The organism is Streptomyces purpurascens (assembly GCF_045040895.1).
Classification (GTDB): domain Bacteria; phylum Actinomycetota; class Actinomycetes; order Streptomycetales; family Streptomycetaceae; genus Streptomyces; species Streptomyces purpurascens.
In genome coordinates, this window is the sequence record NZ_CP108341.1 from 5,171,515 (window position 1) to 5,197,755 (window position 26,241).

At 71.7% G+C, this 26,241-nt stretch carries 21 protein-coding genes and 1 pseudogene; 17 read left to right on the plus strand and 5 right to left on the minus strand.

Annotated elements, in window-relative coordinates; translation table 11 throughout:
• Positions 1 to 13 precede the first annotated feature (13 nt).
• Together nhaA and acs are read right to left on the minus strand one after the other, a co-directional pair.
• Positions 14 to 1,450 carry a Na+/H+ antiporter NhaA gene (gene nhaA / locus OHU35_RS23595; protein WP_189725774.1) on the minus strand — a complete coding sequence of 479 codons (1,437 nt, stop codon included), beginning with the start codon at positions 1,448 to 1,450 and terminating at the stop codon, positions 14 to 16.
• Between the two features lie 221 nt (positions 1,451 to 1,671).
• Positions 1,672 to 3,627 (minus strand): acetate--CoA ligase, encoded by a 1,956-nt coding sequence (gene acs, locus OHU35_RS23600; RefSeq protein ID WP_189725775.1) that lies wholly within the window; start codon positions 3,625 to 3,627, stop codon positions 1,672 to 1,674.
• A 231-nt stretch (positions 3,628 to 3,858) separates the two neighbouring features.
• Here acs and OHU35_RS23605 point away from each other — a divergent pair, with 231 nt between their 5' ends.
• Positions 3,859 to 4,473, plus strand: a complete 615-nt coding sequence (locus OHU35_RS23605) for an RNA polymerase sigma factor (protein ID WP_189725776.1) — start codon at positions 3,859 to 3,861, stop codon at positions 4,471 to 4,473.
• Complete coding sequence (locus OHU35_RS23610; RefSeq protein WP_359890598.1) at positions 4,470 to 5,105, plus strand: hypothetical protein; 636 nt, start codon at positions 4,470 to 4,472, stop codon at positions 5,103 to 5,105. Before OHU35_RS23605 ends, OHU35_RS23610 begins: the two co-directional genes overlap by 4 nt.
• Positions 5,106 to 5,372: 267 nt before the next feature.
• On the opposite strand, the gene OHU35_RS23615 is transcribed toward OHU35_RS23610, so the two are convergent.
• Positions 5,373 to 7,742: a bifunctional SulP family inorganic anion transporter/carbonic anhydrase gene (locus tag OHU35_RS23615; RefSeq protein WP_189725778.1), complete on the minus strand. Its 2,370-nt coding sequence runs from the start codon at positions 7,740 to 7,742 to the stop codon at positions 5,373 to 5,375.
• A gap of 294 nt (positions 7,743 to 8,036) precedes the next feature.
• On the opposite strand from OHU35_RS23615, the gene OHU35_RS23620 reads away from it, so the two are divergent.
• Positions 8,037 to 9,302, plus strand: a complete 1,266-nt coding sequence (locus OHU35_RS23620; protein ID WP_189725779.1) for a hypothetical protein — start codon at positions 8,037 to 8,039, stop codon at positions 9,300 to 9,302.
• A 60-nt stretch (positions 9,303 to 9,362) separates the two neighbouring features.
• On the plus strand, positions 9,363 to 10,187 hold the full coding sequence (locus OHU35_RS23625) for an oxidoreductase (RefSeq protein ID WP_189725780.1): 825 nt from the start codon (positions 9,363 to 9,365) through the stop codon (positions 10,185 to 10,187).
• Between the two features lie 341 nt (positions 10,188 to 10,528).
• Here the strand turns inward: OHU35_RS23625 and OHU35_RS23630 are convergent, their stop codons facing one another.
• Positions 10,529 to 11,362 carry an HAD family hydrolase gene (locus OHU35_RS23630; RefSeq protein WP_405506762.1) on the minus strand — a complete coding sequence of 278 codons (834 nt, stop codon included), beginning with the start codon at positions 11,360 to 11,362 and terminating at the stop codon, positions 10,529 to 10,531.
• A 579-nt stretch (positions 11,363 to 11,941) separates the two neighbouring features.
• Here OHU35_RS23630 and ssd point away from each other — a divergent pair.
• From ssd to OHU35_RS23665, 7 genes and pseudogenes are all read left to right on the plus strand, one after another.
• A complete protein-coding gene (gene ssd / locus OHU35_RS23635; protein ID WP_359890589.1) occupies positions 11,942 to 13,045 on the plus strand; it encodes a septum site-determining protein Ssd in 1,104 nt (367 codons plus the stop codon).
• Positions 13,042 to 14,352 carry a TadA family conjugal transfer-associated ATPase gene (locus OHU35_RS23640; protein WP_229873082.1) on the plus strand — a complete coding sequence of 437 codons (1,311 nt, stop codon included), beginning with the start codon at positions 13,042 to 13,044 and terminating at the stop codon, positions 14,350 to 14,352. The genes ssd and OHU35_RS23640 overlap by 4 nt, the downstream gene beginning before the upstream one ends.
• Before the next feature lie 12 nt (positions 14,353 to 14,364).
• Positions 14,365 to 15,237 carry a type II secretion system F family protein gene (locus OHU35_RS23645; RefSeq protein WP_189725783.1) on the plus strand — a complete coding sequence of 291 codons (873 nt, stop codon included), beginning with the start codon at positions 14,365 to 14,367 and terminating at the stop codon, positions 15,235 to 15,237.
• Positions 15,234 to 16,022: a type II secretion system F family protein gene (locus OHU35_RS23650; protein WP_405506765.1), complete on the plus strand. Its 789-nt coding sequence runs from the start codon at positions 15,234 to 15,236 to the stop codon at positions 16,020 to 16,022. Before OHU35_RS23645 ends, OHU35_RS23650 begins: the two co-directional genes overlap by 4 nt.
• Positions 16,023 to 16,091: 69 nt before the next feature.
• The gene (locus OHU35_RS23655) at positions 16,092 to 16,301 is read left to right on the plus strand and encodes a DUF4244 domain-containing protein (protein WP_189725785.1); all 210 of its coding nucleotides are present in this window, start codon (positions 16,092 to 16,094) and stop codon (positions 16,299 to 16,301) included.
• Positions 16,288 to 16,647 carry a TadE family type IV pilus minor pilin gene (locus tag OHU35_RS23660; RefSeq protein ID WP_189725786.1) on the plus strand — a complete coding sequence of 120 codons (360 nt, stop codon included), beginning with the start codon at positions 16,288 to 16,290 and terminating at the stop codon, positions 16,645 to 16,647. Before OHU35_RS23655 ends, OHU35_RS23660 begins: the two co-directional genes overlap by 14 nt.
• A pseudogene (locus OHU35_RS23665) lies at positions 16,644 to 17,030 on the plus strand (Rv3654c family TadE-like protein); the annotation flags it as partial. The gene OHU35_RS23660 and the pseudogene OHU35_RS23665, both read left to right, overlap by 4 nt.
• On the opposite strand, the gene OHU35_RS23670 reads toward OHU35_RS23665, so the two are convergent.
• Positions 16,969 to 19,551 carry a DEAD/DEAH box helicase gene (locus OHU35_RS23670; RefSeq protein ID WP_359890582.1) on the minus strand — a complete coding sequence of 861 codons (2,583 nt, stop codon included), beginning with the start codon at positions 19,549 to 19,551 and terminating at the stop codon, positions 16,969 to 16,971. The pseudogene OHU35_RS23665 and the gene OHU35_RS23670 overlap by 62 nt on opposite strands.
• Before the next feature lie 78 nt (positions 19,552 to 19,629).
• Between OHU35_RS23670 and bldG the strand changes: the two genes are divergently transcribed.
• From bldG to OHU35_RS23700, 6 genes are all read left to right on the plus strand, one after another.
• Entirely contained in the window at positions 19,630 to 19,971 is a 342-nt protein-coding gene (gene bldG, locus OHU35_RS23675; protein WP_003991900.1) for an anti-sigma factor antagonist BldG, read from the plus strand.
• 133 nt (positions 19,972 to 20,104) lie between these two features.
• Positions 20,105 to 20,542: an ATP-binding protein gene (locus OHU35_RS23680; protein WP_184594622.1), complete on the plus strand. Its 438-nt coding sequence runs from the start codon at positions 20,105 to 20,107 to the stop codon at positions 20,540 to 20,542.
• Positions 20,543 to 20,816: 274 nt separating this feature from the next.
• Complete coding sequence (locus tag OHU35_RS23685; RefSeq protein ID WP_359890576.1) at positions 20,817 to 23,222, plus strand: sodium-translocating pyrophosphatase; 2,406 nt, start codon at positions 20,817 to 20,819, stop codon at positions 23,220 to 23,222.
• A gap of 194 nt (positions 23,223 to 23,416) precedes the next feature.
• On the plus strand, positions 23,417 to 23,998 hold the full coding sequence (locus tag OHU35_RS23690; RefSeq protein ID WP_189725788.1) for a small secreted protein: 582 nt from the start codon (positions 23,417 to 23,419) through the stop codon (positions 23,996 to 23,998).
• 129 nt (positions 23,999 to 24,127) lie between these two features.
• The gene (locus tag OHU35_RS23695; RefSeq protein ID WP_359890572.1) at positions 24,128 to 25,657 is read left to right on the plus strand and encodes a methyltransferase; all 1,530 of its coding nucleotides are present in this window, start codon (positions 24,128 to 24,130) and stop codon (positions 25,655 to 25,657) included.
• 227 nt (positions 25,658 to 25,884) lie between these two features.
• Positions 25,885 to 26,082, plus strand: a complete 198-nt coding sequence (locus OHU35_RS23700) for a hypothetical protein (RefSeq protein ID WP_189725790.1) — start codon at positions 25,885 to 25,887, stop codon at positions 26,080 to 26,082.
• Positions 26,083 to 26,241 lie beyond the last annotated feature (159 nt).

Genomic DNA, 26,241 nt, shown 5'->3' on the forward strand with positions numbered 1-26,241 from the left:
CCGTCTCGTCAGATCATGCCGGACCGTCGTGGTCCTCGCCTGCCCCGCCCGGTACTTCGGCAAGCTCGTGGCGCGCGGCTGCCTTCTCCTGGGCGATCCGGCGGTGTTCCGCGGCCTTGGCTTCGTAGCGGGCGGCCAGGCGCAGGTGGTACGCCGGGTCGTCCTCCTCGTAGACGTCCGGGATGCCGTCGAGGTCGTCGTCGCGCTCCTCGTCCTCCCACAGGCGGCGGTACTTGGCGTTCCGTATCTTCAGCAGGACGGTCGCCAGCGTCGCCGCGATGAGCGAGCCCAGCAGCACGGCGGCCTTGACCTCGTTCGTCATCGTCTCGTCGCCGGCGAAGGCGAGTTCGCCGATGAGCAGCGAGACCGTGAAGCCGATGCCGGCGAGGCTCGCCACCGCGAACACGTCCCCCCAGGCGAGATCGTCGCTGAGCGACGCCCTGGTGAAACGGGCCGTCAGCCAGGTCCCGCCGAAGATGCCGAGTGCCTTGCCGACGACCAGCCCGAGGACGACCCCGAGGGTCTCCGGCGAGCCGAACACGTCCGCGAGCGCTCCGCCGGAGACGGAGACACCCGCGCTGAACAGCGCGAAGAGCGGCACGACCAGGCCCGCTGACAGGGGGCGTACGAGGTGCTCGATGTGCTCGCCGGGGGAGTGGGCCTCGCCCTCCGTGCGGTGGCAGCGCAGCATCAGGCCCATGGCGACGCCGGCGACGGTGGCGTGGACGCCGCTGTTGTACATCAGCGCCCAGATCACGAGCGCGAGCGGCACGTACACGTACCAGCCGCGTACGCCCTTGCGCAGCAGCAGCCAGAAGACGCCCAGGCCCACCGCGGCGCCGCCGAGCGCGGCGAAGTTCAGGTCGGCGGTGAAGAAGACGGCGATGATCAGGATCGCGAAGAGGTCGTCGACGACGGCCAGCGTGAGCAGGAAGGCCCGCAGCGCGCTCGGCAGGGACGTGCCGATGACCGCGAGCACGGCCAGCGCGAAGGCGATGTCGGTGGCGGTGGGCACGGCCCACCCGGCCAGGGAACCGCCGCCGGTGACGCTGGTGACGGTGTAGACGAGCGCCGGTACGGCCATGCCGCACAGGGCGGCGACGACCGGGAGCGCGGCGGCCTTGGGGTCGCGCAGATCGCCCGCGACGAGTTCGCGCTTGAGCTCGATCCCGGCGACGAAGAAGAAGATCGCCAGCAGCCCGTCGGCGGCCCAGTGCGCGAGAGACAGGTCGAGACCGAGAGCGGTGGGGCCCAGCTCGAAGTGGGCGACGCTCTCGTAGCTGTCCCGCAGTGCGGGGATGTTCGCCCAGAGCAGCGCGGCGACCGCGGCGGCGAGCAGCAGCACACCGCCGACGGTCTCGGTGCGCAGCGCGTCCGCCACGTAGGTGCGCTCGGGCAGCGAGAGCCGTCCGAAGACCTTGCGAGGGCTGGTGGAGCGGGGCGCGGTCACGGGGAAGACCTCCGGTCGGTGGGCAGGGCTGAACGCATGCCGACCAGACTTCCCGGCGCACCATGAAGCAGTTGTTTTTCTTAGTTTAGGTAATCACATGGCCGGGCGCATCCGATGATCTCCGGGTGCCTTCCGGTGATCTTCAGGGCGGACGCCGAAAGGGCACCCGGCGTGCCGTCCGCCGGGTGCCCTTCGGGTGCTCCGTCATGCCTGAGTCCTGATCAGTCCTCGCTGGGCGCGGCGGGCAGCTTGGACTGGATGAGGTCCATGACCGTGGAGTCGGTCAGCGTGGTGACGTCACCGAGCTGGCGGTTCTCCGCGATGTCCCGCAGCAGACGGCGCATGATCTTGCCGGAGCGGGTCTTGGGCAGCTCGGCCACCGGCAGGACACGCTTGGGCTTGGCGATCGGGCCGAGGGTGTTGCCGACGTGGTTGCGCAGCTCGGCGACCAGGTCCTCGGTCTCGGCGGCCGTACCGCGCAGGATCACGAACGCGACGATCGCCTGCCCGGTCGTCTCGTCCGCCGCGCCGACCACGGCCGCCTCGGCGACCGACGGGTGGGACACGAGCGCGGACTCGACCTCGGTGGTGGAGATGTTGTGCCCCGAGACGAGCATGACGTCGTCGACCCGGCCGAGCAGCCAGATGTCGCCGTCGTCGTCCTTCTTGGCACCGTCACCGGCGAAGTACTTGCCCTCGAAGCGCGACCAGTACGTGTCGATGAACCGCTGGTCGTCGCCCCAGATGGTGCGCAGCATCGACGGCCACGGCTCGGTGAGGACCAGGTAGCCGCCACCGCCGTCGGGCACCTCGCGTGCCTCGTCGTCGACGACCGTCGCGGCGATGCCGGGCAGCGGCGTCTGCGCGGAGCCGGGCTTCGTCGCGGTCACGCCCGGCAGCGGGGTGATCATCATCGAACCGGTCTCGGTCTGCCACCAGGTGTCCACGATCGGGGTGCGGTCGCCGCCGATGTTCTTGCGGTACCAGATCCACGCCTCGGGGTTGATCGGCTCGCCCACCGAGCCCAGCACCCGCAGGCTGGACAGGTCGAACTTGGCGGGGATGTCGTCGCCCCACTTCATGAACGTACGGATCGCGGTCGGCGCGGTGTAGAGGATCGTCACGCCGTACTTCTGCACGATCTCCCAGAAGCGGCCCTGGTGCGGGGTGTCGGGCGTGCCCTCGTACATGACCTGCGTGGCGCCGTTGGCGAGCGGGCCGTAGACGATGTACGAGTGACCGGTGACCCAGCCGACGTCGGCGGTGCACCAGTAGACGTCGGTCTCCGGCTTGAGGTCGAAGACGGCGTGGTGGGTGTAGGCGGTCTGCGTGAGGTAGCCGCCGGAGGTGTGCAGGATGCCCTTCGGCTTACCCGTGGTGCCCGAGGTGTACAGGATGAACAGCGGGTGCTCGGCGTTGAACGCCTGCGGGGCGTGCTCGGCGCTCTGGCGCTCCACGACGTCGTGCCACCACACGTCGCGGCCCTCGGTGAAGGCGACCTCCTGGCCCGTGCGGCGCACGACCAGGACGTGCTCGACGATGCCCGCCTTCTCGACCGCCTCGTCCACGGCCGGCTTGAGCGCGGACGGCTTGCCGCGCCGGTAGCCGCCGTCGGAGGTGATGACCACGCGCGCGTCGGCGTCCTGGATGCGGGTGGCGAGCGCGTCCGAGGAGAACCCGCCGAAGACGACCGAGTGGGCGGCGCCGATCCGGGCGCACGCCAGCATCGCGATCGCGGTCTCGGGGATCATCGGCATGTAGACGGCGACCCGGTCGCCGGCCTGAACTCCCAGCTCCAGCAGGGCGTTGGCGGCCTTGGAGACCTCGTCCTTGAGCTCGGCGTAGGTGATCGCGCGGCTGTCGCCGGGCTCACCCTCGAAGTGGATGGCGACCCGGTCGCCGAGCCCGGCCTCCACATGCCGGTCGACGCAGTTGTAGGCGACATTGAGCTCGCCGTCCTTGAACCACTTGGCGAACGGCGGGTTCGACCAGTCGAGGGTCTCGGTGGGCTCCTTGGCCCAGGTCAGCCGACGGGCCTGCTCGGCCCAGAAGCCGAGCCTGTCAGCCTTGGCCTGTACATACGCCTCCGCGGTGACGTTGGCGTTGGCGGCCAGGTCGGCGGGGGGTGCGAACCTGCGCTCTTCCTTCAGCAGGTTGGCCAGGCTTTCGTTGCTCACGGCATCTGCCTTTCCCAGGGTGTCCGTTGTGTCCCAGGCCACAGCTCATCAGACCTGGGGGTGCGATGACAAGGGCCGACCGCCGATTGGTTTAGACCTCTTGAGGGTCGTTCTCGGCGGCCGGGGTCATCCGTACCCACGGACGCCGACCAGGCAGGGTTCAGCCTTTGTAACGCCTCTCACAGTCCGGCCCAAGTACAGGTGAAGCGCACCGAGAGAGAGGACCGGCGAGTGGACGGCATACGGGGCGGGCCCGCGGCGGCGGCCCACGACCCCCAGCTCTTCGAAGAGTTCTACAGGCGCCACGTGGACGCCGTGATGTCTTTCGTGGCCCGGCGTGTCGCCGACGTCCACACGGTGGCGGACCTGACCGCCGAGGTCTTCCTCGCGGCGCTCGACTCCGCCCACACCTACCGACCCGGCCGGGGCGACGAGCGGGCCTGGCTGTACGGCATCGCCCGCAACATCGTCTCCTCCGAACGCCGCCGGGTCGCCCGGGAGACGGCGCGTGACCGCCGTATCTCGGGGCGGCGGTTGCTGGAGCCCGACGACATCGCGCGGCTCGAGGACAAGCTCGACGCCGAGAGTCCGGGACGCCGGGCGCTGGCCGCGCTGGAGCGGCTGCCGGACGGTGAACGGGCCGTCGTCGAACTCGTCGCCGTGGACCAACTCACGGTGACCGAGGCCGCCGCGGCGCTCGGCATCCGCCAGGTCACGGCCCGGGTGCGACTGCACCGGGCCCGCAAGACCCTGCGGGCGGAGGCGGATTCGGTGCCGAAGGCACCGCCCGGCGCATCCCTGTCGTACGTCACCGGCGGAGCCGGAGAAACCGGAGGAGAGGCATGACCACGAAGACCACGTTCGAGGACCGGCTGCTGGCCGAGCTGCGGCGCGAGATCGAGGTGCGGGGGGCCACCGGTGCCGCCGAGGCGGTCACCGCGCGACGCTCCCCGTTCGCGGGGGTGCTCACGGGACGGCGGCTCGCCCTGACCGCGGGCGCCTGCGCCGTGACCGGGCTGGTGCTCGTCCTCGTGCCGGGCTCACCGGGCGAATCCCCGGCGTACGCGGTGGAGCGGCACGGCGACGGCAGCGTCACACTCACCCTCACGAAGATCGCGATAGGCCAGGACTCCCAGCGCCGGCTGGCCGAACGCCTGCGGGCCGAGGGCATTCACGTGACCATCGACAACCTCTCCTTCGGTCAGCACTGCAAGCAGCCGCGCGGCACGATGCTGGCGGGCAGCGGCGTCGTGGCACGGGGCTTCATCGGCGACGAGCCGCCCGAGGAGGGCTCTGTCCCCGTCGGGGGTCCGACCGACCCGGCCTTCCACCGCAATTGGCAGGTCACCCTGCACCCGGGTGACTCCCTGGGCATGGAGAACACCAGCCGCAAGGACGGGAAACCCGGGCTCAACTCCGAGTCGTTCTACGCGATCAAGGGCAAGATCGCGCCGTGCGAGCCGGAGTCTCAGGGCTGAGGGCGCCGGCGGGCGGCGGGCGACGGCTGGCGGCGTACGGGGGTCGCCGCTCGCCTTCGCCCGGCCCGCCCCGGGCAGGGGCTGTCGGGTGGCGCGGACCGCGGCCTCGGCCGGTTGCCGGGGGGCGGGCCGCGGGCTCACGTCGGCTGCCGAGGGGCGGGCCCCGGGCTCACGCCGGCTGCCATGGGGCGAGGCCTCGGGCTCACGCCGGCTGCCGTGGGGCGGGGCCCCGACTTACGCCGGCTGCCGTGGGGCGGGGCCCCGCGCTCAGGCCGGCAGGCCGGCTTCCCGTACGTGGTCGAACACCCGGTCCCCGTCCACGTCGGTGAGCAGATAGGCCTGGGCTTCGCCGACGTGGAAGTACATGCCGTGGAGCTCCAGCTCGCCCTCCTTCAGGGCGCGGGCGACCGAGTCGTGGGCGCGCAGATGCTCCAACTGCTGGACCACGTTGGTCAGGCAGAGCTGCTCGACCGCGCCCTCGGGCGCCCGTCCGGCGAGCCTGCCCCACGGCGGGCTGTCGTCGGTCACGCGCTCCAGACTGGGCCGGCCATGCCGCAGCCATCGCTCGAGCGGGGTCCGGGTGCCTCCCGGTTCGGAGCTGAGCAGCGCCTGCATGGCTCCGCACCCGGAGTGCCCGCACACCGTGATGGACCGCACCTTCAGCACGTCCACCGCGTACTCGATCGCCGCGGCCACCGAGTCGTCGCCGCTCTCCTCGCCGGGCAGCGGCACGAGGTTGCCCACGTTGCGCACCACGAAGAGGTCGCCGGGACCACTGGAGGTGATCATCGAGGTGACCAGCCGTGAGTCGGCGCAGGTCAGGAAGAGCTGCGAAGGCCGCTGTCCCTCGCGCGCCAGCCGCGCCAGTTCACTGCGCACCAGGGGCGCGGTGTTGCGCTGGAACGCGCTGATGCCACGCGCCAGTTCGTCCCCGCTGGCTCCGCCGGGCCCCGTCGGGTCCGGCTCGGGGCGGTCCGTCCCGTCCGGGTGGTGCTCGGAGTGGGGCGCGGACCGGGGGCGGTCGCACTGGTGGTTGCGCCAGGGTGTCCAGGGCCGGCAACGGCAGCCGGTGAAGGCATGGGGCTCGGAGATACGGGTGCCGGGGTGCCGCCCGGCGATCTCCACGGTGCCGCCCTGCGCGGTGTGCGTCCTCTGCCAGTCCTGCAACGTCTCGTACGCCGCGTGGTCCATGAACGAACCGTCCATCTCGACGACGGCGTCGGCCCCATGGGGTACGAGATGCAGGGTCCGGCTGAGCCGTGGCACCGCGAGGAACGTCAGCTGCCCTCTGACGTGTACGTGATGGACTCCTTCCGTCTCGTCGTGCGTGATGCGGGTGCGGGTGAGGCGGTGCAGGGCGACGCCGACGGCCATGGCGATGCCCAGCGCCACGCCCTCCAGGACGCCGAGGAACACGACGCCCAGGGTGGTGACGGCGTAGACCCACACTTCCCGGTGGCGCGTCACCGTGCGGATGTGGTGCAGGGACACCATCTGGATGCCGACGGCCATCACCAGGGCGGCGAGCGAGGCGAGCGGGATGAGCTCCAGGAGCGGGACCATCAGCAGTGCGGCGATCACTACGAGAACGCCGTGCAGCATCGTGGAGTTCCGGCTCACCGCACCCGCGTGCACATTCGCCGAACTCCGCACGGCCACACCGGCGATGGGCAGTCCGCCGAGCGAGCCGGAGACGATGTTGGCGGCGCCCTGTCCGAGCAGTTCGCGGTCGAGGCGGGAACGCCCGACCTGGGCGGACAGGCCCGGGCGGCCCGCCACCAGCTTGTCCACGGCGACCGCGCCGAGCAGTGACTGCACGCTGCACACCAGCGTGGTGGTGAGCACCGCGGCGACTAGGCCGAGCACGGGGCCCTCGGGCAGCCCGGCCAGGGCGTGGTTGTTCCAGGACGGCAGGTCGACCTTGGGCAGGCGCAGACCCGCGAGGGCGGCGACGGCGGTGGCTCCTGCCACGGCGACGAGCGCGGCCGGGATCTTGCGCAGCAGGCGTCCGGCCCTGCCGGGCAGTCTCGGCCAGAGCAGCAGCAGCGCGAGGGTCAGCGCGCTCACCGAGAGGGCCGCCGGGTGCACGTGTGCCAACTGGGCGGGCAGCGCACGGAGGTTGTCGGGGACGGAGCTCTGCGGTGTGCCGCCGAGCACGATGTGCAGCTGGGCGACGGCGATGGTGACGCCGATCCCGGCGAGCATGCCGTGCACGATGGCGGGGCTGACGGCGAGGGCGCCACGGGCCACGCGCAGGCAGCCCAGGCCGAGTTGGGCGAGGCCGGCGAGGACGGTGATGGCGCAGGTCGTCCGCCAGCCGTAGCGCAGGATGAGGTCGGCGGTGACGACGGTGAGTCCGGCGGCCGGTCCGCTCACCTGGAGCGGGGAGCCGCCGAGCCGTCCGGCGACGACTCCGCCCACGGCGGCGGCGACGAGGCCGGCCTGCAGGGGGGCGCCGGTGGCGAGGGCGATGCCCAGGGACAGGGGCAGGGCGATCAGGAAGACCGCGATCGAGGCCGACACGTCGGCACCCGCGATACGGAAGCGGCGGGGGCCGGTCGGCGGCGGGCTGTGGGGCGGGTGGGTGCGCTCGGTCCGGTTCGGGTCGGCGGCGCGTGTGGGGACGCAGGCAGACATTGTTTCCCGTCTCCTCCGGGGCTGCGCGGTCGCGTGACTGGGGCTCCCGCTCGGGGCGGGGTTCGGTCGCGGCCGTAGGTCACGGCGTAAATCGGCGGGATGAATCAACGCTCGGTAAACGGATCGTAATGCAGAGTAAAGGGCGGGCATAGACTTTACGGGCAAATGGGCGAATAAATCACCCCGACGAGTGAAGTGGCCATTTGATCGGCTTGTCGTACTAATTCCTTCTCGGTCCCGTGCGAATTTGGCGGCGCTGTCGGCACCCGAGAGAAGGAAGAAGGTGGGCGACACATGGCCGCCACCCACAGGATTGCCGCGTGCTCCGTGATCGCCGCGGTCTGCGCCGCATCGCTCGCCGGTTGCTCGACCGGCACTTCCCGGCATGAAGGCCCCGCCCCGCAGACGGCGAAGCCGGCCCAGGCGCCGAAGAGCGCGGTCCGGCTGATCGGAGACGGCTCCACCGCCTACACCGGTGCCCAGCCCCACCTGCCCAGGCCCGAGCGGCTGCGGCCCGGCCAGAAGCCCCCGCAGTTCGTCGTCTTCTCCTGGGACGGCGCGGGCGAGGACAGCCAGAAGCTGTTCTCCCGCTTCCGCGAGGTCGCCAAGGCCAACAACGCGACGATGACGTACTTCCTGAGCGGCGTGTACATGCTGCCGGACGAGAAACGCGACCTCTACCGGCCGCCGCAGCACTCCCCGGGCCGCTCCGACATCGGCTTCAACGACCGCAGCGGCATCGCCGCCACCGCGAAGCAACTGCGCCTGGCGTGGCTGGAGGGCAACGAGATCGGCACGCACTTCAACGGCCACTTCTGCGGCAGCGGCGGCGGGGTCGGCGAGTGGTCGGTGGAGGACTGGAAGGACGAGATCGCCCAGGCCAAGCACTTCGTGAGGACCTGGAAGACCAACACGGGCCTGCGGAACGCGTCCCCGCTGCCCTTCGACTACGACAAGGAGCTCATCGGCGCCCGCACACCCTGCCTCGAAGGCCAGCGGAACTTCATGAAGGCGGCCCGCGAACTGGGCTTCCGCTACGACACCAGCGGCGTCAACGACCAGGTCTGGCCCAAGCGGAAGCAGGGCCTGTGGGATGTGTCCATGCAGCTCGTGCCCTTCCCCGGGCACTCCTACGAGCAGCTCACCATGGACTACAACTTCATGGTCAACCAGTCGGGCACCACCACTCAGGGCGACCCCGGCAAGTTCGACTTCTGGGGCGACCAGATGCGCGACGGCCTGCTCAAGGGCTTCCACCGGGCGTACGAAGGCAACCGCGCGCCCCTGATCATCGGCAACCACTTCGAGTCCTGGAACGGCGGTACCTATATGCGGGCCGTCGAGCAGGTCATCGAGGCGGTGTGCACCAAGCCGGAGGTGCGCTGTGTCTCGTTCCGCCGGCTCGTGGACTGGCTGGACGCCCAGGACCCGAAGACGCTGGAGAAGCTGCGCTCCCTGAAGGTCGGCGAGGCGCCGAAGCAGGGCTGGGCGTCCTTCCTCGCGGGTGGCCCGGCCCCGGCCCCGAAGGGCGTGCCCGGGGCGCCGGCGGCGAAGCGGTAGCGCAGTGAAGAAGGCCACTCCGCCGTGGGGAGGGCTCCCGGGGTGCGTAGGGTCGTACTCATGAGTACAGCAGGTGCGACGGCCGATCCCCTCGCGACCCTTGGGGCGCTGCCAGGCGTGGCCGAGTCCGTGGAGTCCGTGCGCAAGGCCGTGGACCGGGTCTATGGGCACCGGATCATGCGGCGGCGCAGCAACGCGGTCACCTCCGAGGCCGCCCTGCGCGGCGCTCGTGGCTCGGCGGCGCTGTCCGGCGCGGACTGGGCCCTGGAGGAGGTGCGCCGGCGTACGGACTTCAGCGGTGACGACGAGGCGCACACCGTGGGTGCCGCACTGCGGCTCACCGCTGAGGCGGGCCAGTTGCTGTCGATCTGGCGGCAGTCACCCCTGAGGGTGCTGGCCCGGCTGCACCTGGTCGCGGCCGCCGACCAGGCCGACCGGGTGGGACGGCCCCGGCAGGAGGGCGAGCCGGTCGACGAGCCGCTCGTCGCGCTGCCGCTGCCGAGCGCGGCCGAGACGCACGGCCGGCTGGAGGGGCTGGCCGGGCTGATCATCGCGGGCGGTACCGCCCCTGCGCTGGTGACGGCCGCCGTCGTGCACGGCGAACTCCTCGCGCTGCGCCCGTTCACGTCCCACAACGGCCTGGTCGCGCGCACGGCCGAGCGCATCGTCCTGGTCGGCAGCGGTCTGGACCCGAAGTCGGTCTGCCCGGCCGAGGTCGGCCACGCCGAACTGGGCCGCGGCGCCTACCTGGAAGCCCTCGACGGGTACGTCTCCGGTACGCCGGAGGGCGTGGCCGCCTGGATCGCCCACTGCGGCAGGGCGGTCGAACTGGGGGCACGCGAGTCGACGGCGGTGTGCGAGGCGCTGCAACGCGGGGCGGCGTGACACTCGTCCGCAGGGGCCGGAAAGTGATGCGGCGGTACGAGGAACTCGTACCGCCGCTGGCATGAGCATCGAGTTACCAAGCGTCCTCGATATATGCCCATCAGGTCGGGAGCTTTGCCCGTCCCTGGTGCGGCTGGCCCGTATTCGACGGGTCGACGTCGCGTGGGTGCCCGGTGTTCATGCTCGGTCCGTGGGGCCAAATGCGTATTTAAGGTGATCCTCTCGGATGTCCTTGGTCTCGCGGGCCGTTGAGTCCTTTGTACTCCTGCCCCGCAGTAAGTGGAAGTCCAGGCTGCGGTTCTTTACTTTTGGGTTCAAATAGGACTCGGAGTCGTCCCGGGTCAGGCGGCCGTCGCCCGGCGCCGGTTCGCGTACCAGACGAGACCCGCGGTGGCCGCCGCGGCGCCTATCGCGGCGACCGCGACGAGCGCCGGACGCGGCGGTACGGAGAACGCGGGAATGCGCTGCTTGAGCCGGACCGGGCGGTGGAAGTCCAGAATCGGCCACCCGCGCGCGAGGGCCTCGCGGCGCAGCGCACGGTCCGGGTTCACGGCATGCGGGTTGCCGACGGACTCCAGCATCGGGACGTCGGTCGCCGAGTCGCTGTAGGCGTAGCAGCGGCTGAGGTCGTACCCCTCGGACGCGGCCAGTTCCCTGATGGCCTCGGCCTTGGTCGGGCCGTACGCGTAGTACTCCACCTCGCCGGTGAAGCAGCCGTCGTCGCCCACGACCATGCGGGTCGCCACCACGCGGTCCGCGCCGAGCAGTTCACCGATCGGCTCGACCACCTCCGCGCCCGACGTGGACACGATCACGACATCGCGGCCGGCGGTGTGGTGTTCCTCGATGAGGGAGGCGGCCTCGTCGTAGATGATCGGGTCGATCAGATCGTGCAGCGTCTCGGCGACGATCTCCTTCACCTGCCGCACGTTCCAACCGCGGCACAGCGCGGACAAGTAGGCGCGCATGCGCTCCATCTGGTCGTGGTCGGCGCCGCCGGCCAGGAAGACGAACTGGGCATATGCGGTGCGCAAGACAGCCCTGCGGTTGATCAGACCGCCTTGGTAGAACGACTTGCTGAACGTGAGCGTGCTCGACTTCGCAATGACCGTCTTGTCCAGGTCAAAGAAGGCGGCTGTGCGGGGCAACGAGTGGTTTTCCACGCCCCTGAGCATAGGGGCAGCCCATTCGGCGTAAGGTGGGGCGCGTGGGTTTGCCTGAGAGGGCTCTCGGGTACACCATGGAAGTCACGGATCGTTCGCGACCGTGCTAACCCGGCCCGACTCCTCCCCCCCCGAGTCGGCCGTGGGGACGACCCCCGCTCTCCCCCCCGGCGGGGGTCGTCGCATGTCCGGGTGGGTTTTTCCCTTCTTCGCGCGGCCGGATCGCCGCTCTGATGTGGCGTCGGCGACAGTGTTGTCATGTCCATGATTCCTCACGTTGTGTAGCCGTCGGACTGCTCTGTGGAAGTCGCACAGAGGGCCTGCGGCGGTCACCGGTATGGGTGACGGCGATATTCACAACTGTCGAGACGTCCACAGTTATCCACCAAGATCCACACGATTTCCGGGATCGCTGCACCGTGATTCCCACGCACCCCGCTCGCGGCGAGTTCATGGCCGGTTCCGATTGCCGGGGGGCGTTTGGCCGGTTTCTGCCGGCCGTTCATTGGGAGGCCGCCTTGTCGGTTCTTCCACGTTCGGGAATCGCGGGGCCGCAGGGCCGCGCGAGGCAAGCAGTGAAGGGGGATGACCGTGGCCGGAGCCGTCACACACGATCCGCCACCGGCCGCCGGAGGGCGGCAGGGCGGACCACTGATCGTCACCGAGGACACCGACCTCCTCGACGACCTGCTGCGCCTGTGCGCGGCGGCGGGCGCCACACCCGAGGTGCACCACGGGGTGCCGGAGGGCAGAGGCGGCTGGGAGGCCGCGCCGCTCGTCCTCGTGGGGGACGACGCCGCGCGGCGCGTTCGCGGGGCCGTGCACAGAAGGGGCGTCGTCCTCGTCGGCCGGGACCAGGACGACTCGGGGGTGTGGCGGCGGGCGGTCGAGATCGGCGCCGAGCACGTCCTGATGCTGCCCGACGGCGAGCAGTGGCTCGTCGACCGCATCGCCGATGTGGCCGAGGGTGTCGGCCGGCCCGCCCTCACCGTGGGCGTCATCGGCGGCCGGGGCGGGGCCGGCGCGTCCACGCTCGCGTGCGCGCTGGCCGTCACCTCCGCGCGGGAGGGGCTGCGCACGCTCCTGGTGGACGCCGATCCGCTGGGTGGCGGACTCGACGTACTCCTCGGCGGTGAGGCGGCCGAAGGGCTGCGCTGGCCCGCGTTCGCCTCCTCCCGCGGGCGGGTCGGCGGGGGCGCCCTGGAGGAGTCGCTGCCCGAGCTGCACTCGCTGCGGGTGCTCAGCTGGGACCGTGGCGACCGGATCGCCGTCCCGCCTCAGGCGGTGCGCGCGGTGCTCGCGGCGGCCCGTCGCCGCGGCGGCACGGTCGTGGTCGACCTGCCACGCCGCATCGACGACGGAGTCGCCGAGGTGCTCACCCAGTTGGATGTCGGCGTGCTGGTGGTGCCCGCCGAGCTGCGGGCCGTCGCGGCCGCCGGGCGCGTGGCGTCCGCTGTGGGCATGGTCCTGCGCGATCTGCGGGTGGCGGTCCGCGGGCCGTACCCGCCGGGGCTCGACGACCGGGAGGTGGCCCGGCTGCTCGGACTGCCCCTGGCCGGCGAGGTGCCGGTCGAGCCCGGGCTGCTGCGCCCGGACGAGGGCACGGCACCACCGGGTGCCGCCCCGCGCGGACCGCTCGCCCGGTTCTGCAAGGGGTTCTGGGAGCGGGCGCTCGTAGAGGCGGGTGCCCCATGAGCGCGGTGACCGAAGCGGTGTCCGGACCCGAGGGGGCCGGGCTGCTCGACGGGGTGCGGCGGTGGCTGGCCGAGAGCGGGGCCGAGCCGACCCCCGCGCGCGTGGCCCAGGCCCTGCGGGAGCAGGGACGGGTGCTCGGAGACGCCGAAGTCCTGGGTGCCGCGGCACAGTTGCGGTCCGAACTGGTCGGCAGCGGGCCGCTGGAGCCGCTGCTCGCCGACCCGTCGGTGACGGACGTGCTGGTGTCGGCCCCCGACCGGGTCTGGGTGGACCGGGGCGGCGGCCTGGAGCTGACGCCGGTGCGCTTCGCGGACGCGGCGGCCGTGCGACGACTCGCCCAGCGCCTCGCCGCCGTGGCCGGGCGCCGCCTGGACGACGCCCGCCCCTGGGCCGACGCCCGGCTGCCCGACGGGACCCGGCTGCACGCGGTGCTGCCACCGGTGGCCGTGGGCTGTGCCTGTCTGTCGCTGCGGGTCGTACGGCCGCGTGCCTTCACCCTCGGCGAACTGGTCGCGGCGGGCACGGTGCCGCCGGGCGGGGACCGCGTGCTGCGCGCGCTGCTCGACGCACGGCTGTCCTTCCTGGTCAGCGGGGGCACGGGCTCGGGCAAGACGACGCTGTTGAGTGCTCTTCTGGGGCTGGTGGGACCGGACGAGCGGATCGTCCTCGCCGAGGACTCGGCGGAACTGCGGCCGGATCATCCGCACGTGGTGCGGCTGGAGACCAGACCCGCCAACCAGGAGGGCGCGGGCCTCGTCACCCTCGAGGACCTGGTGCGCCAGGCACTGCGGATGCGGCCCGACCGGCTGGTCGTGGGCGAGGTGCGCGGACCCGAAGTGGTGCATCTGCTGGCGGCGTTGAACACCGGCCACGAGGGCGGGTGCGGAACCGTGCACGCCAATGCCGCCGCCGATGTACCGGCCCGGCTGGAGGCGCTCGGCACGGCCGCCGGGCTCGACCGGGCCGCGCTGCACAGCCAGGTGGCGGCCGCCCTCTCCGTGGTGCTGCACCTCGTACGCGACCGGGCCGGGCGGCGGCGCATCGCCGAGGTGCACGTGCTGGAGCGGGATTCGTCGGGGCTGGTGCGGACGGTGCCGGCACTGCGGTGGGGAGCGGAGGCCTTCGTGCTCGAACGGGGGTGGGAGCGGCTGCGGGGGCTGCTGCGGAGCGGGGACGGCGAGGGCAGCGGAAGCGGGCCGGGTGAGGTCGGCCCTGTGCCGGTGAGAGCGGGCGGGCGAGCGACGACGGGGGCTCAGAGGGCTGAGCGATGGCCGGCACTGGGAGGGCCGAGCGATGACAGGGACTGAAGGGGTCGAGTGATGGCGGGGGCGGCTGAGATGTCGATGGGGGCGGCCGTGGCGTGTATGGGGGCGGCGGTCTGGCTGTCGGGGGAGCGGGACTCGGTGGCGCGTCGGGCGCGCTTGCTGCTCGCGGGTGGCGGAGCCGTCGGGAGTGGGCCGCCCGGGTGGCGGCAGCTGACCGGTGGGCTGCGGCGGGTCCGCGGCCGGTTGCGGGCCGAGTGGTGGTCACCGGTGGCCGGGCTGGTGCTGGCGGTGCTCGGGGCGTCGGTGCTGCCGGTCGTCCTGGGAGCGGCCGGGGTGCCGTTGCTGCGGCGGGTCCGGCTGGCCGGCCGGGCGGGGCGGGACCGGGAGCGTCGGGCGGATGCGGTGATCGCGTTGTGCGGGGCGCTCGCCGGGGAGGTGAGGGCCGGACGCCAGCCGGGTGAGGCGCTGTTGCGGGCCGCGCGGGATTGCGGGGGACTCGTGGACGCGCAGGCGACGGTTCTGGCGGCGGCGCGCTTCGGCGGCGACGTGCCGGTTGCGCTCGAGGCGGCGGCCCGGCAGCCGGGGGGCGAGGGGCTGCGGGGGCTCGCGGCGTGCTGGCGGGTGGCCGTGGACCAGGGTGCGGGGCTCGCGGCCGGACTCGACCGGCTCGCCGCCGCTCTGCGTGCCGAGCGGGACCAACGCTCCGATCTGCGCGCCCAGTTGGCGGGCGCCCGGGCCACGGCGGTGATGCTCGCCGGCTTGCCGGCCCTGGGGCTTCTCATCGGCACCGCCCTCGGCGCCGAGCCCCTCCATGTCCTGCTGCACACCGCGGCGGGTCTGGGCTGTCTGGTCGTCGGCGGTGTGCTGGAGGGCCTGGGGCTGTGGTGGGTGCTGCGGATCGTGCGGGGTGCGGAGGAGGCGGCATGAGCGGGGAAGTTGTCCACAGGCTGGGGGTGGCGGTGGGGATCGTGCTGGCCCTCGGGTGGTTTGTGCGGTGGCTGACGGAGGCGCGGCGCCGCCGGAGGATGCGGCGTCGGCTGGCCGAGCTGTCGTCCCGGGAGGAGACCGCTCCCGTCCCGCGCCTTGCCTTACGCCGGGCCGCGCGGACCTGGCTGCCTCCCGTGGGTGTGGCGTGCGCCGGATGGGCGCTGGTCGGCGGCCTCGTCGGTGCCGCCGTGGGACTGGCCGGTGCGGTGGGGATGTGGCGGTGGCGGCTCCGGCAGGAGGCGGTGGATACGGACGCGCGGGCATCCGACCTCGCCGAGGCGGCGCGGCAACTGCCCCTGGCGGCCGACCTGCTGGCGGCCTGCATCGCGGCGGGTGCCGGCCCGGTGATCGCGGCGCAGGCGGTGGGCGAGGCCCTGGGCGGTCCTGTGGGCGAAGCCCTGGCGCGTGGCGCGGCCGAGGTCCGGCTGGGCGGCGAACCGGGCACGGCCTGGCGGAGGCTGGCCGCCGTTCCGGGCGCCGGAGGCCTGGCCCGGCTGCTCGAAGGGGCCGGCGTGTCCGGACTGCCCGCCGCCGCACCGGTCCAACGGCTCGCCGCCGAGGCCCGAGCCGACTGGGGCCGCGCCGCGACCGCCAGGGCCCGCCGAGCGGGCGTCATGGTCAGCGCTCCCGTCGGGCTGTGCTTCCTGCCCGCGTTCATCGCGGTCGGCGTACTGCCCGTGGTGATCGGGCTCGCGGGCGGGGTGCTCGGAGGGGGTGGTGGATGACGCGGATACGGGCCCGGGAGGAGCCGGCGACACCCCGACAGAAGTCAGGACTTTTTCACGGAGGTTGAGATGGATCAGGTGGTACGGGCACGGCTGCGCGCCCTGGCGTGCGGAATGCGTGCGGCGCGGAGGGACGCGGGGATGGTCACGTCCGAGTACGCGATGGGAATCATCGCGGCGGTGGCGTTCGCGGTCGTGCTCTACAAGGTCGTCACCAGCGGCGCGGTCAGCGCGGAGCTGCAGAGCATCGTGACGGAAGCGCTCGATGCGCGGATGTGAGCGGGGATCGGACCGGGGGTTCGTCACGGCGGAGTCGGCCGTGGTGCTGCCCGTACTGGTGATGTTCGCGATGGCGCTGGTGGGGGGTCTGCTTGCCGTGGCCGCGCAGATCCAGTGCGTGGACGCGGCACGGACGGGCGCTCGCGCCGCGGCCCGCCAGGACCCGCCCGACGCGGTCGTGCGGCTGACCCGGGAGGCAGCACCGCCCGGCGCCAAGGTGACCGTCAGCCGGGAAGCGGAACACGTCCGGGTGATCGTCGTGGCCGAACCGCCGGTGCTGCGAGGGCTGTCCTTCGCCGTGCGCGAGGAGGCCGTCGCGTCGGTGGAGGAGGCGGTGGGCACATGAGACGCCGGGGCTTGACGCGCGACGGCTCGGACCGGGGTTCCGCCACCGTCTGGAGCGTCGGGGCGATCGCCGTCCTGTGCGTGGTGTTCGGTGTCGTCCTCGCGCTGGGACAGGCCGTCGCGATCCGGCACCGTGCGGCGGGCGGTGCGGATCTCGCGGCGCTCGCGGCGGCGGACCACTGGGCCGAGGGCGGTACGGCGGCCTGTGCCCGGGCCGGCCGGGTGGCCCGGGCACAGGGCGTCCGGCTCGTGCGGTGCGAGGTCGTCGGCGAGATCTCGGACGTGACGGCGGCGTCGGGACGGGGGCCGTTCACGGCGGAGGTCAGGGCGCGGGCGGGGCCTCCGACGGCTCCCCTGGGGCTCCCGTCGGCGGGGAGGACGGGGGCCGGTCCTCCAGCGGCTCCTCCGGACCTCCGGTCGGCTGGTCGGCCGCCCCGTTCTCCTCCGTCTCCTTCTCCTCGGGGGCGCCCTCCAGCAGCACCGTGAGCAGCCGCACCGCCCCCCTCTTGTGCAGCGGGTCGTTGCCGTTGCCGCACTTGGGGGACTGGATGCAGGACGGGCAGCCGGCGTCGCACTCGCAGGAGGCGATGGCCTGGCGGGTGGCGGTCAGCCAGGTGCGGGCGGTGTGGAAGGCGCGCTCAGCGAAGCCCGCGCCACCGGGATGGCCGTCGTAGACGAAGACCGTGGGCAGCAGCGTGTCGGGATGGAGCGGGATCGACACGCCGCCGATGTCCCAGCGGTCGCAGGTCGCGAAGAGGGGCAGCAGGCCGATCGACGCGTGCTCGGCGGCGTGCAGGGAGCCTCCGAGGATCTCCGGGTTGATGCGGGCCCGGTCCAGTTGGTCCTCGGTGACGGTCCACCACACGGCCCGGGTGCGCAGCGTACGAGGAGGGAGGTCGAGTTTCGTCTCGCCCAGCACTTCACCGGTGATGAGCCGTCTGCGGAGGAAGGAGACGACCTGGTTGGTGACCTCGACCGAGCCGTAGCAGAGGCGGCCGTCGCCCCAGGGGATCTCGGTGTCCGTCTCCAGGACGGAGATCGACGTCGTGTCGCGGGCGACCGTGGAGTACGGCGGGGCGGCCTCCTCGACGAGGGCGACGGAGTCGTCCATGTCCAGGGAGCGCACCAGGTAGGTGCGGCCCTGGTGGAGGTGTACCGCGCCTTCGTGCACCGTCGAGTGCGCGGCACCGGCGTCGACCGTGCCCAGCAGCCGGCCCGTGCCGGTCTCGACGACCTGGACCGGGCGTCCGCCCTCACCGCGGATGTCGGTCAGGTCGGCGGCGCGCTCGCGGCGGGTCCAGTGCCAGGCCTTGGTGCGGCGGCGCAGCAGCTTCGCGGCCTCCAGCTGCGGCAGGAGGCCCTCGCAGGCCGGGCCGAACAGGTCGAGGTCCTCGTCCGTGAGGGGCAGCTCCGCCGCGGCCGCGCACAGGTGCGGGGCCAGCACATAGGGGTTGTCCGGGTCGAGGACCGTGGACTCGACGGGCTGGTCGAACAGGGCCTCCGGGTGGTGGACCAGGAAGGTGTCCAGCGGGTCGTCGCGTGCCACCAGGACGGCCAGTGCCCCCTGCCCGGACCGACCGGCCCGGCCCGCCTGCTGCCACAGGGAGGCGCGGGTGCCCGGGTATCCGGCGATGACGACCGCGTCCAGACCGGAGATGTCGATGCCGAGTTCGAGGGCGTTCGTCGCGGCGAGGCCCAGGAGTTCACCCGAATGGAGGGCGTGTTCGAGTGCGCGGCGCTCTTCCGGGAGATAGCCGCCCCGGTACGCCGCGACACGCCGGGCCAGCGACCGGTCGACCTCGGCCAGACGCTCCTGGGAGATCACCGAGATCAGCTCGGCGCCGCGCCGGGAGCGCACGAAGGCGACCGAGCGCACGCCCTGCACGGTGAGGTCGGTCAGCAGGTCGGCGGCCTCGGCGGTGGCCGTGCGGCGGACGGGGGCGCCCTTCTCGCCGTGCAGCTCGGTCAGCGGCGGCTCCCACAGGACGAACACCAGTTCGCCACGCGGGGAGGCGTCGTCGGCGACCTCCAGCACCGGCAGGCCGGTGAGGCGGCGGGCCGCCACCGAGGGCTCGGCGGCCGTGGCGGAGGCCAGCAGGAACACGGGCGAGGCCCCGTAGCGGGCGCACAGGCGCCGCAGCCGGCGCAGCACCTGGGCGACGTGCGAGCCGAACACGCCGCGGTAGGTGTGGCACTCGTCGATGACGACGTATTTCAGCGATTTCAGGAAGGAGGACCACCGGGGGTGGGACGGAAGTATGCCGCGGTGCAGCATGTCCGGGTTGGTCAGGACGTAGTTGCCGTACTGGCGGATCCACTCGCGTTCCTCGAACGGAGTGTCGCCGTCGTAGACGGCCGCGCGCACCGAATGGCCCAGTGGATGTGAAAGTTCCTTCACCGAACGGCACTGGTCCGCCGCAAGAGCCTTGGTGGGAGCCAGATACAGGGTGGTCGCGCCGCGGCCGTTCGGGGCCTCGGCGCCGTCCAGAAGGGTGGACAGGACCGGCACGAGGTACGCCAGGGACTTGCCGGAGGCCGTGCCCGTGGCGACGACGACCGAATCACCGTCCAGCGCGTGCTCGGCCGCACGGGCCTGATGGGCCCAGGGGTGTTCGATGCCCGCGGCGCGCACGGCGGCGACGACCTCCGCGCGGATCCGGTCCGGCCAGACGGCATGCCGACCCTCGCGCGGGGGCAAGTGCTCCGTATGAGTAATGCGCGAAGCCCTGCTCGGACCGGATGCGAGCCGGTCCAGGACCACGCCCGGCGCGGGTCGGGAGGCGGGGTCCGTCGGGGTGCGATCGGATCGGTGATTCTTGGCCATCGGCACCGAGTGTGTCACTGGCGTGACGGACAATGGAGCCAAGGCGTCGTGCACGCCTGCCGGTAAGTGATTGAATGCCATCGCGGCTGGCGAAGCGTCCAAGGGCTGAAGCCGAGTGCCCCAAGGGCGACCGCTCGATAGCAAGGTGCTGGAGGATCCGTGGACCTGTCCCTGTCGACCGAGACCATGGGCGATCGCACGATCGTCAGGGTCGGTGGCGAAATCGACGTATATACCGCGCCCAAGCTGCGCGAGCAGTTGGTCGAGCTGGTGAACGACGGCAGTTTCCACCTTGTCGTCGACATGGAGGGCGTGGACTTCCTCGACTCCACCGGGCTCGGCGTACTGGTCGGCGGCCTGAAGCGCGTACGAGCCCATGAGGGCTCCCTGCGCCTGGTCTGCAACCAGGAGCGCATTCTGAAGATCTTCCGTATCACCGGCCTCACCAAGGTGTTCCCGATTCACACCTCGGTCGAGGAAGCGGTTGCGGCCACCGACTGACACCGGACCCGGGCCTCGCGCCCGGGCCGGCCGAAGCATGGCAGAGGTTCGGAAGAAGTGAAGACCGAGGGGGCCCGGGCTTTCGGCGGCCCGGAGCCTCCCGACAGCACGCCCGTAGTTGCGAGGGGGATGCATGGCCACCGTTGAGCTCCGCTTCAGCGCGCTGCCCGAGCACGTCAGGACCGCCCGGCTGGTGGCGGCAGCGGTGGCGCGCAGGGCCGGAGTGGACGAGGCCGTCCTCGACGAGGTCAGGCTCGCCGTCGGCGAGGCGTGCACCCGTGCCGTCGGGCTGCACCAGACCGTGGGGATCTCGGCACCGGTGAAGGTGCTGCTGATCGAGGAGGAGAAGCAGTTCTCCATCGAGGTCGGCGACGAGGCCCCGCACGCGGTCCCGGGCGAGCACGCGCCCGGCGCCGGTCCCGGCGACCCCGACGGGGAAGCCGACGAGGACGAGATGGGCCTCGCGGTCATCAGCGGACTCGTCGACGACGTCGAGGTCAGCGCGGGAGAGCACGGCGGATTGATCAAGATGACGTGGCCGACCACGCCGCCGCCGACGATTCTGGTCTGAACCGGCCACGGCGCACACCGTTCCAGACGAAGGGCCCCACTCGTGGGGCCCTTCGTCATGTGCGGCTGTCAGTGGTCGCCTTTACAGTAGTTCCTGTGCCGTTCATCGCGTGAATTCGTTCACGATCATTCGCATGCTCCACGGACGCCTCGGAATGCTTTCAGGGCATTACCTCGGAAGTCCAATTCCGTTTATCGCGCTCTGTTTTGATCAGGTTCCGGTACCTACAATCCCGTCCACATCTTGAGCTCAGCCCAAGCGTCAAGGAGGACGAATGGCGGGGCTTTTCAACTCACCACAGTCGGGCCATCCCACAGACCTCGCAGCCGCCGTACTGACCGATGGCAACCGCGTCCTCATCGTGGTCATCGCGGTCGTCGCGCTGGCGGCACTTGCGGTCGCGGGGGTCCTGGTGCGCCAGGTACTCGCGGCCGGCGAGGGCACCGACAGCATGAAGAAGATCGCGGCGGCGGTCCAGGAAGGCGCGAACGCCTATCTGGCACGGCAGCTGCGCACGCTCGGCGTATTCGCCGTGGTCGTGTTCTTCCTGCTCATGCTGCTGCCCGCGGACGACTGGAATCAGCGTGCCGGACGTTCGGTGTTCTTCCTGATCGGAGCGGCGTTCTCGGCGGCCACCGGCTATATCGGCATGTGGCTCGCCGTACGCAGCAATGTGCGTGTCGCCGCGGCGGCGCGTGAAGCCACACCGGCGGCAGGCGAGCCGGAAAAGGATCTGACCGCCGTCTCGCACAAAGCGATGAAGATCGCATTTCGCACGGGCGGCGTGGTCGGCATGTTCACGGTGGGCCTCGGCCTGCTGGGCGCCTCGTGCGTGGTGCTGGTGTACGCGGCCGACGCGCCGAAGGTGCTCGAGGGCTTCGGCCTCGGGGCCGCGCTGATCGCGATGTTCATGCGAGTCGGCGGCGGCATCTTCACCAAGGCCGCCGACGTCGGCGCCGACCTGGTCGGCAAGGTCGAACAGGGCATTCCGGAGGACGATCCGCGCAATGCCGCGACCATCGCCGACAACGTGGGCGACAACGTCGGAGACTGCGCGGGCATGGCGGCCGACCTTTTCGAGTCGTACGCCGTCACCCTGGTCGCCGCGCTGATCCTGGGCTCGGCGGCCTTCGGCGACGCCGGGCTCGGCTTCCCGCTGCTCGTGCCGGCGATCGGTGTGATCACCGCGATGATCGGCATCTTCGCGGTGGCGCCCCGGCGCTCCGACCGCAGCGGCATGAGCGCCATCAACCGCGGGTTCTTCATCTCCGCGGTGATCTCGCTCGTGCTGGTGGCGGTGGCTGTGTTCGTCTACCTGCCGGGGAAGTACTCGGAGCTCGACGGCGTCACCGATGCGGCCATCCTCGGCAAGGACGGCGACCCGCGGGTCCTCGCGCTCGTCGCGGTGGCCATCGGCATCGTGCTCGCCGCCCTGATCCAGCAACTGACCGGCTACTTCACCGAGACCACCCGCCGGCCCGTCAGGGACATCGGCAAGACCTCGCTCACGGGTCCGGCCACCGTCGTCCTCGCCGGTATCTCCGTCGGTCTCGAATCCGCCGTCTACACCGCCCTGTTGATCGGCCTCGGCGTGTACGGGGCGTTCCTGCTGGGCGGTACGTCGATCATGCTGGCGCTGTTCGCGGTGGCGCTGGCCGGTACCGGCCTGCTCACCACGGTCGGCGTGATCGTCGCGATGGACACCTTCGGGCCGGTCTCCGACAACGCGCAGGGCATCGCGGAGATGTCCGGTGACGTCGAGGGCGCGGGCGCGCAGGTGCTCACCAACCTGGACGCGGTCGGCAACACCACCAAGGCGATCACCAAGGGCATCGCGATCGCCACGGCCGTGCTCGCGGCGGCGGCGCTGTTCGGGTCGTACCGCGACGCGATCATCACCGGGGCACGCGACGTGGGCGAGAAGCTCGGGGGCGAAGGCGCCCCGATGAGCCTGATGATGGACATCTCGCAGCCCAACAACCTCGTGGGTCTCATCGCGGGTGCGGCGGTCGTCTTCCTCTTCTCGGGGCTGGCGATCAACGCCGTGTCGCGGTCGGCGGGTTCCGTGGTCTACGAGGTGCGGCGGCAGTTCCGCGAGAAGCCCGGGATCATGGACTACAGCGAGGAGCCGGAGTACGGCAAGGTCGTCGACATCTGCACCAGGGACGCGTTGCGCGAGCTCGCCACGCCCGGTCTGCTGGCCGTGCTGGCGCCGATCTTCATCGGGTTCACGCTCGGCGTCGGCCCGCTCGGCGCGTTCCTGGCGGGCGCGATCGGCGCGGGCACCCTGATGGCGGTGTTCCTGGCCAACTCCGGTGGCGCATGGGACAACGCCAAGAAGCTCGTCGAGGACGGTCATCACGGAGGCAAGGGCAGCGAGGCCCACGCGGCGACCGTGATCGGCGACACCGTCGGCGACCCGTTCAAGGACACCGCCGGTCCCGCGATCAACCCGCTGCTGAAGGTCATGAACCTGGTGTCGCTGCTCATCGCGCCCGCGGTGATCAAGTTCTCCTACGGCCCGGACAAGAGCATCGGCGTGCGGATCCTGATCGCGGCGCTCGCGTTCGCCGTGATCGCCGGGGCGGTCTACGTGTCAAAGCGGCGCGGCATCGCCGTAGGTGACGAAAACAACGCCGAACCGGAACCCAAGTCACCGGACCCGGCGGTGGTTTCGTAGGGAGGTCCGTCGAGCCCCAGCTCAAGGTGCGGGCGGGCGGCGCGCGTTGGCGCGTCGTCCGCCCGCGCCGTGTGTTCGCACGATCACGTCGTGAGCCTTATCTCGCTTGGAGCAAAAGGTAACAAAAAGGTCTTAATAGGTGCTCGGCGTGCGGTTGCCGTGCCCCTGGCGTGTATGTTCCGGGGCCGAGAGCCATGGAAGGGACCAAACCGGTGAACAAGAAGCTCGCGGCCGCACTGTCCGGCGGTGCGGTACTGGTACTGGCGCTGTCGGGCTGCGGCGGCGACGACAACGAGAAGCTGGACTCCTGGGCCAAGGACGTCTGCGACGCCGTACAGCCGCAGGCCAAGAAGATCGAGTCGGCCAATGCCTCGATCCAGAAGGAGACCTCGGACAACAGCACACCGGAGGACGTCCAGAAGACCGACGCACAGGCCTTCCAGGACATGTCCGACGCCTACAAGGCGATCGGGACCGCGGTGAACAAGGCCGGCGCGCCGGACGTCGAGAACGGCGAGCAGAAGCAGAAGGACGCGGTCAAGGAGCTCAACACGATCTCCGCGTCGTACGCCTCGTTGAAAAAGCAGGTCGACGGGCTCGACACGAAGGACCAGGGCAAGTTCGCCGACGGTCTCAAGGACATCGCCACCGAGCTGGACAAGCTGAGCAAGAGCGGGAACGACGCGCTCAGCAACCTGGAGGAGGGCGAGGTCGGCCAGGCGATGGCCCGGCAGTCGAGCTGCAAGGCCGCGACGGGGTCGGCGTCGGCCACGTAGAGCCGAGCGAGGAACATGCGGCGCCGGGGACCGCTGAGCCGGGAGTGACCGCCGAGGCGGGCAGTGCCGGCGCACCCGATCCCCGGCACGGGCAGGTGCGCCGGCCGTGCCTGCGGCCACAATGGGGGCGTGAGTAACGCCAGCCAGTCACCCCTGTCCCCGCTGCCCGCCCCCGACCGCCCCGAGGTCGCCGCCCGGCTCCGGGACGCCCTGCTCGGGGCCTCCTTCACCGCCGACGGACTGCTCGAACTGCTCGGCGCGCCCGCGTACGCGGCGCTGGCCCGGAGCGAGACCGTGCCCGCGCTCCGGGCGACCCGCGGGGACACTCCGCTGGAGATGCTCGTCCGGCTGTTCCTGCTCCAGCAGCCCGTGCCGCACGCGCGCGTGGCGGACGTCCTGCCCGTCGACGCCTGCCTGGAGACCGGCTGGCTCAAGCGCGCCGGCGCGGACGAGCTCGCCGCCACCGTGGACGTGCGGCCGTACGGCGGGCCCGGCGGCGAGGACTGGTTCATCGTGTCGGACCTGGGCTGCGCGGTCGGTGGCGCCGGCGGGATCGGCAGCCGCGACGAGGGAGTCGTCCTGGGCGTCGGCGGCGCCTCCACGACCCTCGCCGGCATCACCGTCCGTACGCCCGTCGGCGCCGCCCTCGACCTGGGCACCGGTTCCGGCATCCAGGCGCTTCACGCGGCCCGGCACGCCACGCGCGTGACGGCCACCGACCTCAACCCGCGCGCGCTGCACATCACCGGTCTGACGCTGGCCCTGTCCGGTGCCCCGGCCGCCGATCTGCGCGAGGGCTCCCTCTTCACCCCGGTCCGGGACGACGAGACGTACGACCTGATCGTCTCGAACCCGCCGTTCGTGATCTCCCCCGGTGCCCGGCTCACCTACCGCGACGGTGGCATGGGCGGGGACGATCTGTGCCGCACGCTCGTTCAGGAGGCGGGGGAGCGGCTGAACGAGGGCGGGTTCGCGCAGTTCCTCGCCAACTGGCAGCACGTGGAAGGGGAGGACTGGCAGGACCGGCTCAGGTCATGGGTGCCCCGGGGCTGCGACGCGTGGATCGTGCAGCGTGAGGTGCAGGACGTCAACCAGTACGCGGAGCTGTGGCTGCGGGACGCGGGCGACCACGAGGGCGACGCGGCGCAGTACCAGGCGCGGTACGACGCATGGCTCGACGAGTTCGAGGCGCGCAAGGTGAAGGCCGTCGGCTTCGGCTGGATCACCCTGCGCCGGACGGGCGCCGCCGTGCCCTCCCTCACGGTGGAGGAGTGGCCGCATCCGGTCGAGCAGCCGCTCGGGGACACCGTCAAGGCCCACTTCGACCGGCTCGACCACCTCCGCGGCCACGACGACGCCGCCCTGCTCGAAGGGCATTTCCGGCTCGCCGCCGAGGTCGTGCAGGAACAGGTCGGGCTGCCCGGCGCCGAGGACCCCGAGCATGTCGTGCTGCGCCAGCACCGCGGTATGTGCCGGGCGACGCGGGTGGACACGGTCGGCGCGGGTTTCGCGGGCGTCTGCGACGGCACGATGAGTGCCGGGCGCATCCTCGACGCCATCGCCCAGCTGATCGGCGAGGACCCGGTGCTGCTGCGCGACCGCACACCGGCACAGATCCGGCTGCTCGTGGAGCAGGGCTTCCTGGAGCCGGTCCGCTGAGGGAAGCCGGCGAGGCGGCGTGCTGAGGGGGCCCGGCGAAGAGGCCCGCCAATAAATTTCGAGTCGATTTGAACACCTCGTCCCGCACCGGTTCCCAGGGGCCGGTCCTTCCGGATCCACCGCCGAGTCGCCCCGGCGTTCACCTACGGTTCGCCTGCCCGCCGCCCACGCGTGTCAGCCTCCCGAGGCTGGAGAGTCGCGGACTGGGGATAAGGGGCGCGGGGGCCATGGAGAGCGAACCGGCGATCTTCGCGGGAGCGGTGTTCTCCCTGTTCGGAGGCGGACTGCTGGCGTGGACCGTGACGCGCGTACGTCAGCACCGGCCCGTCGCCGAGGGTGTGAGGCCCGTCGCATCGGCGACCCTCGCGAGCGTCGTCGCGGTGCTCGCCCTGGCGGTCGGAACATGGTGCTTCACCCGCCTCTGAAGCCGGTGTCGGCGTCGCGCCCGCCGGTAATCGAGAGGTTGCGCTCCGCATAGGGCCGGGCCTGGGCCGGGCACTCCGGGCGGCAGGAATGGTGGTAGTCGGGTTACCGTTCGAGTGGCCGTTGCGGGCTTTTCCCGTTTGACACGGGGGCGGGCTGTA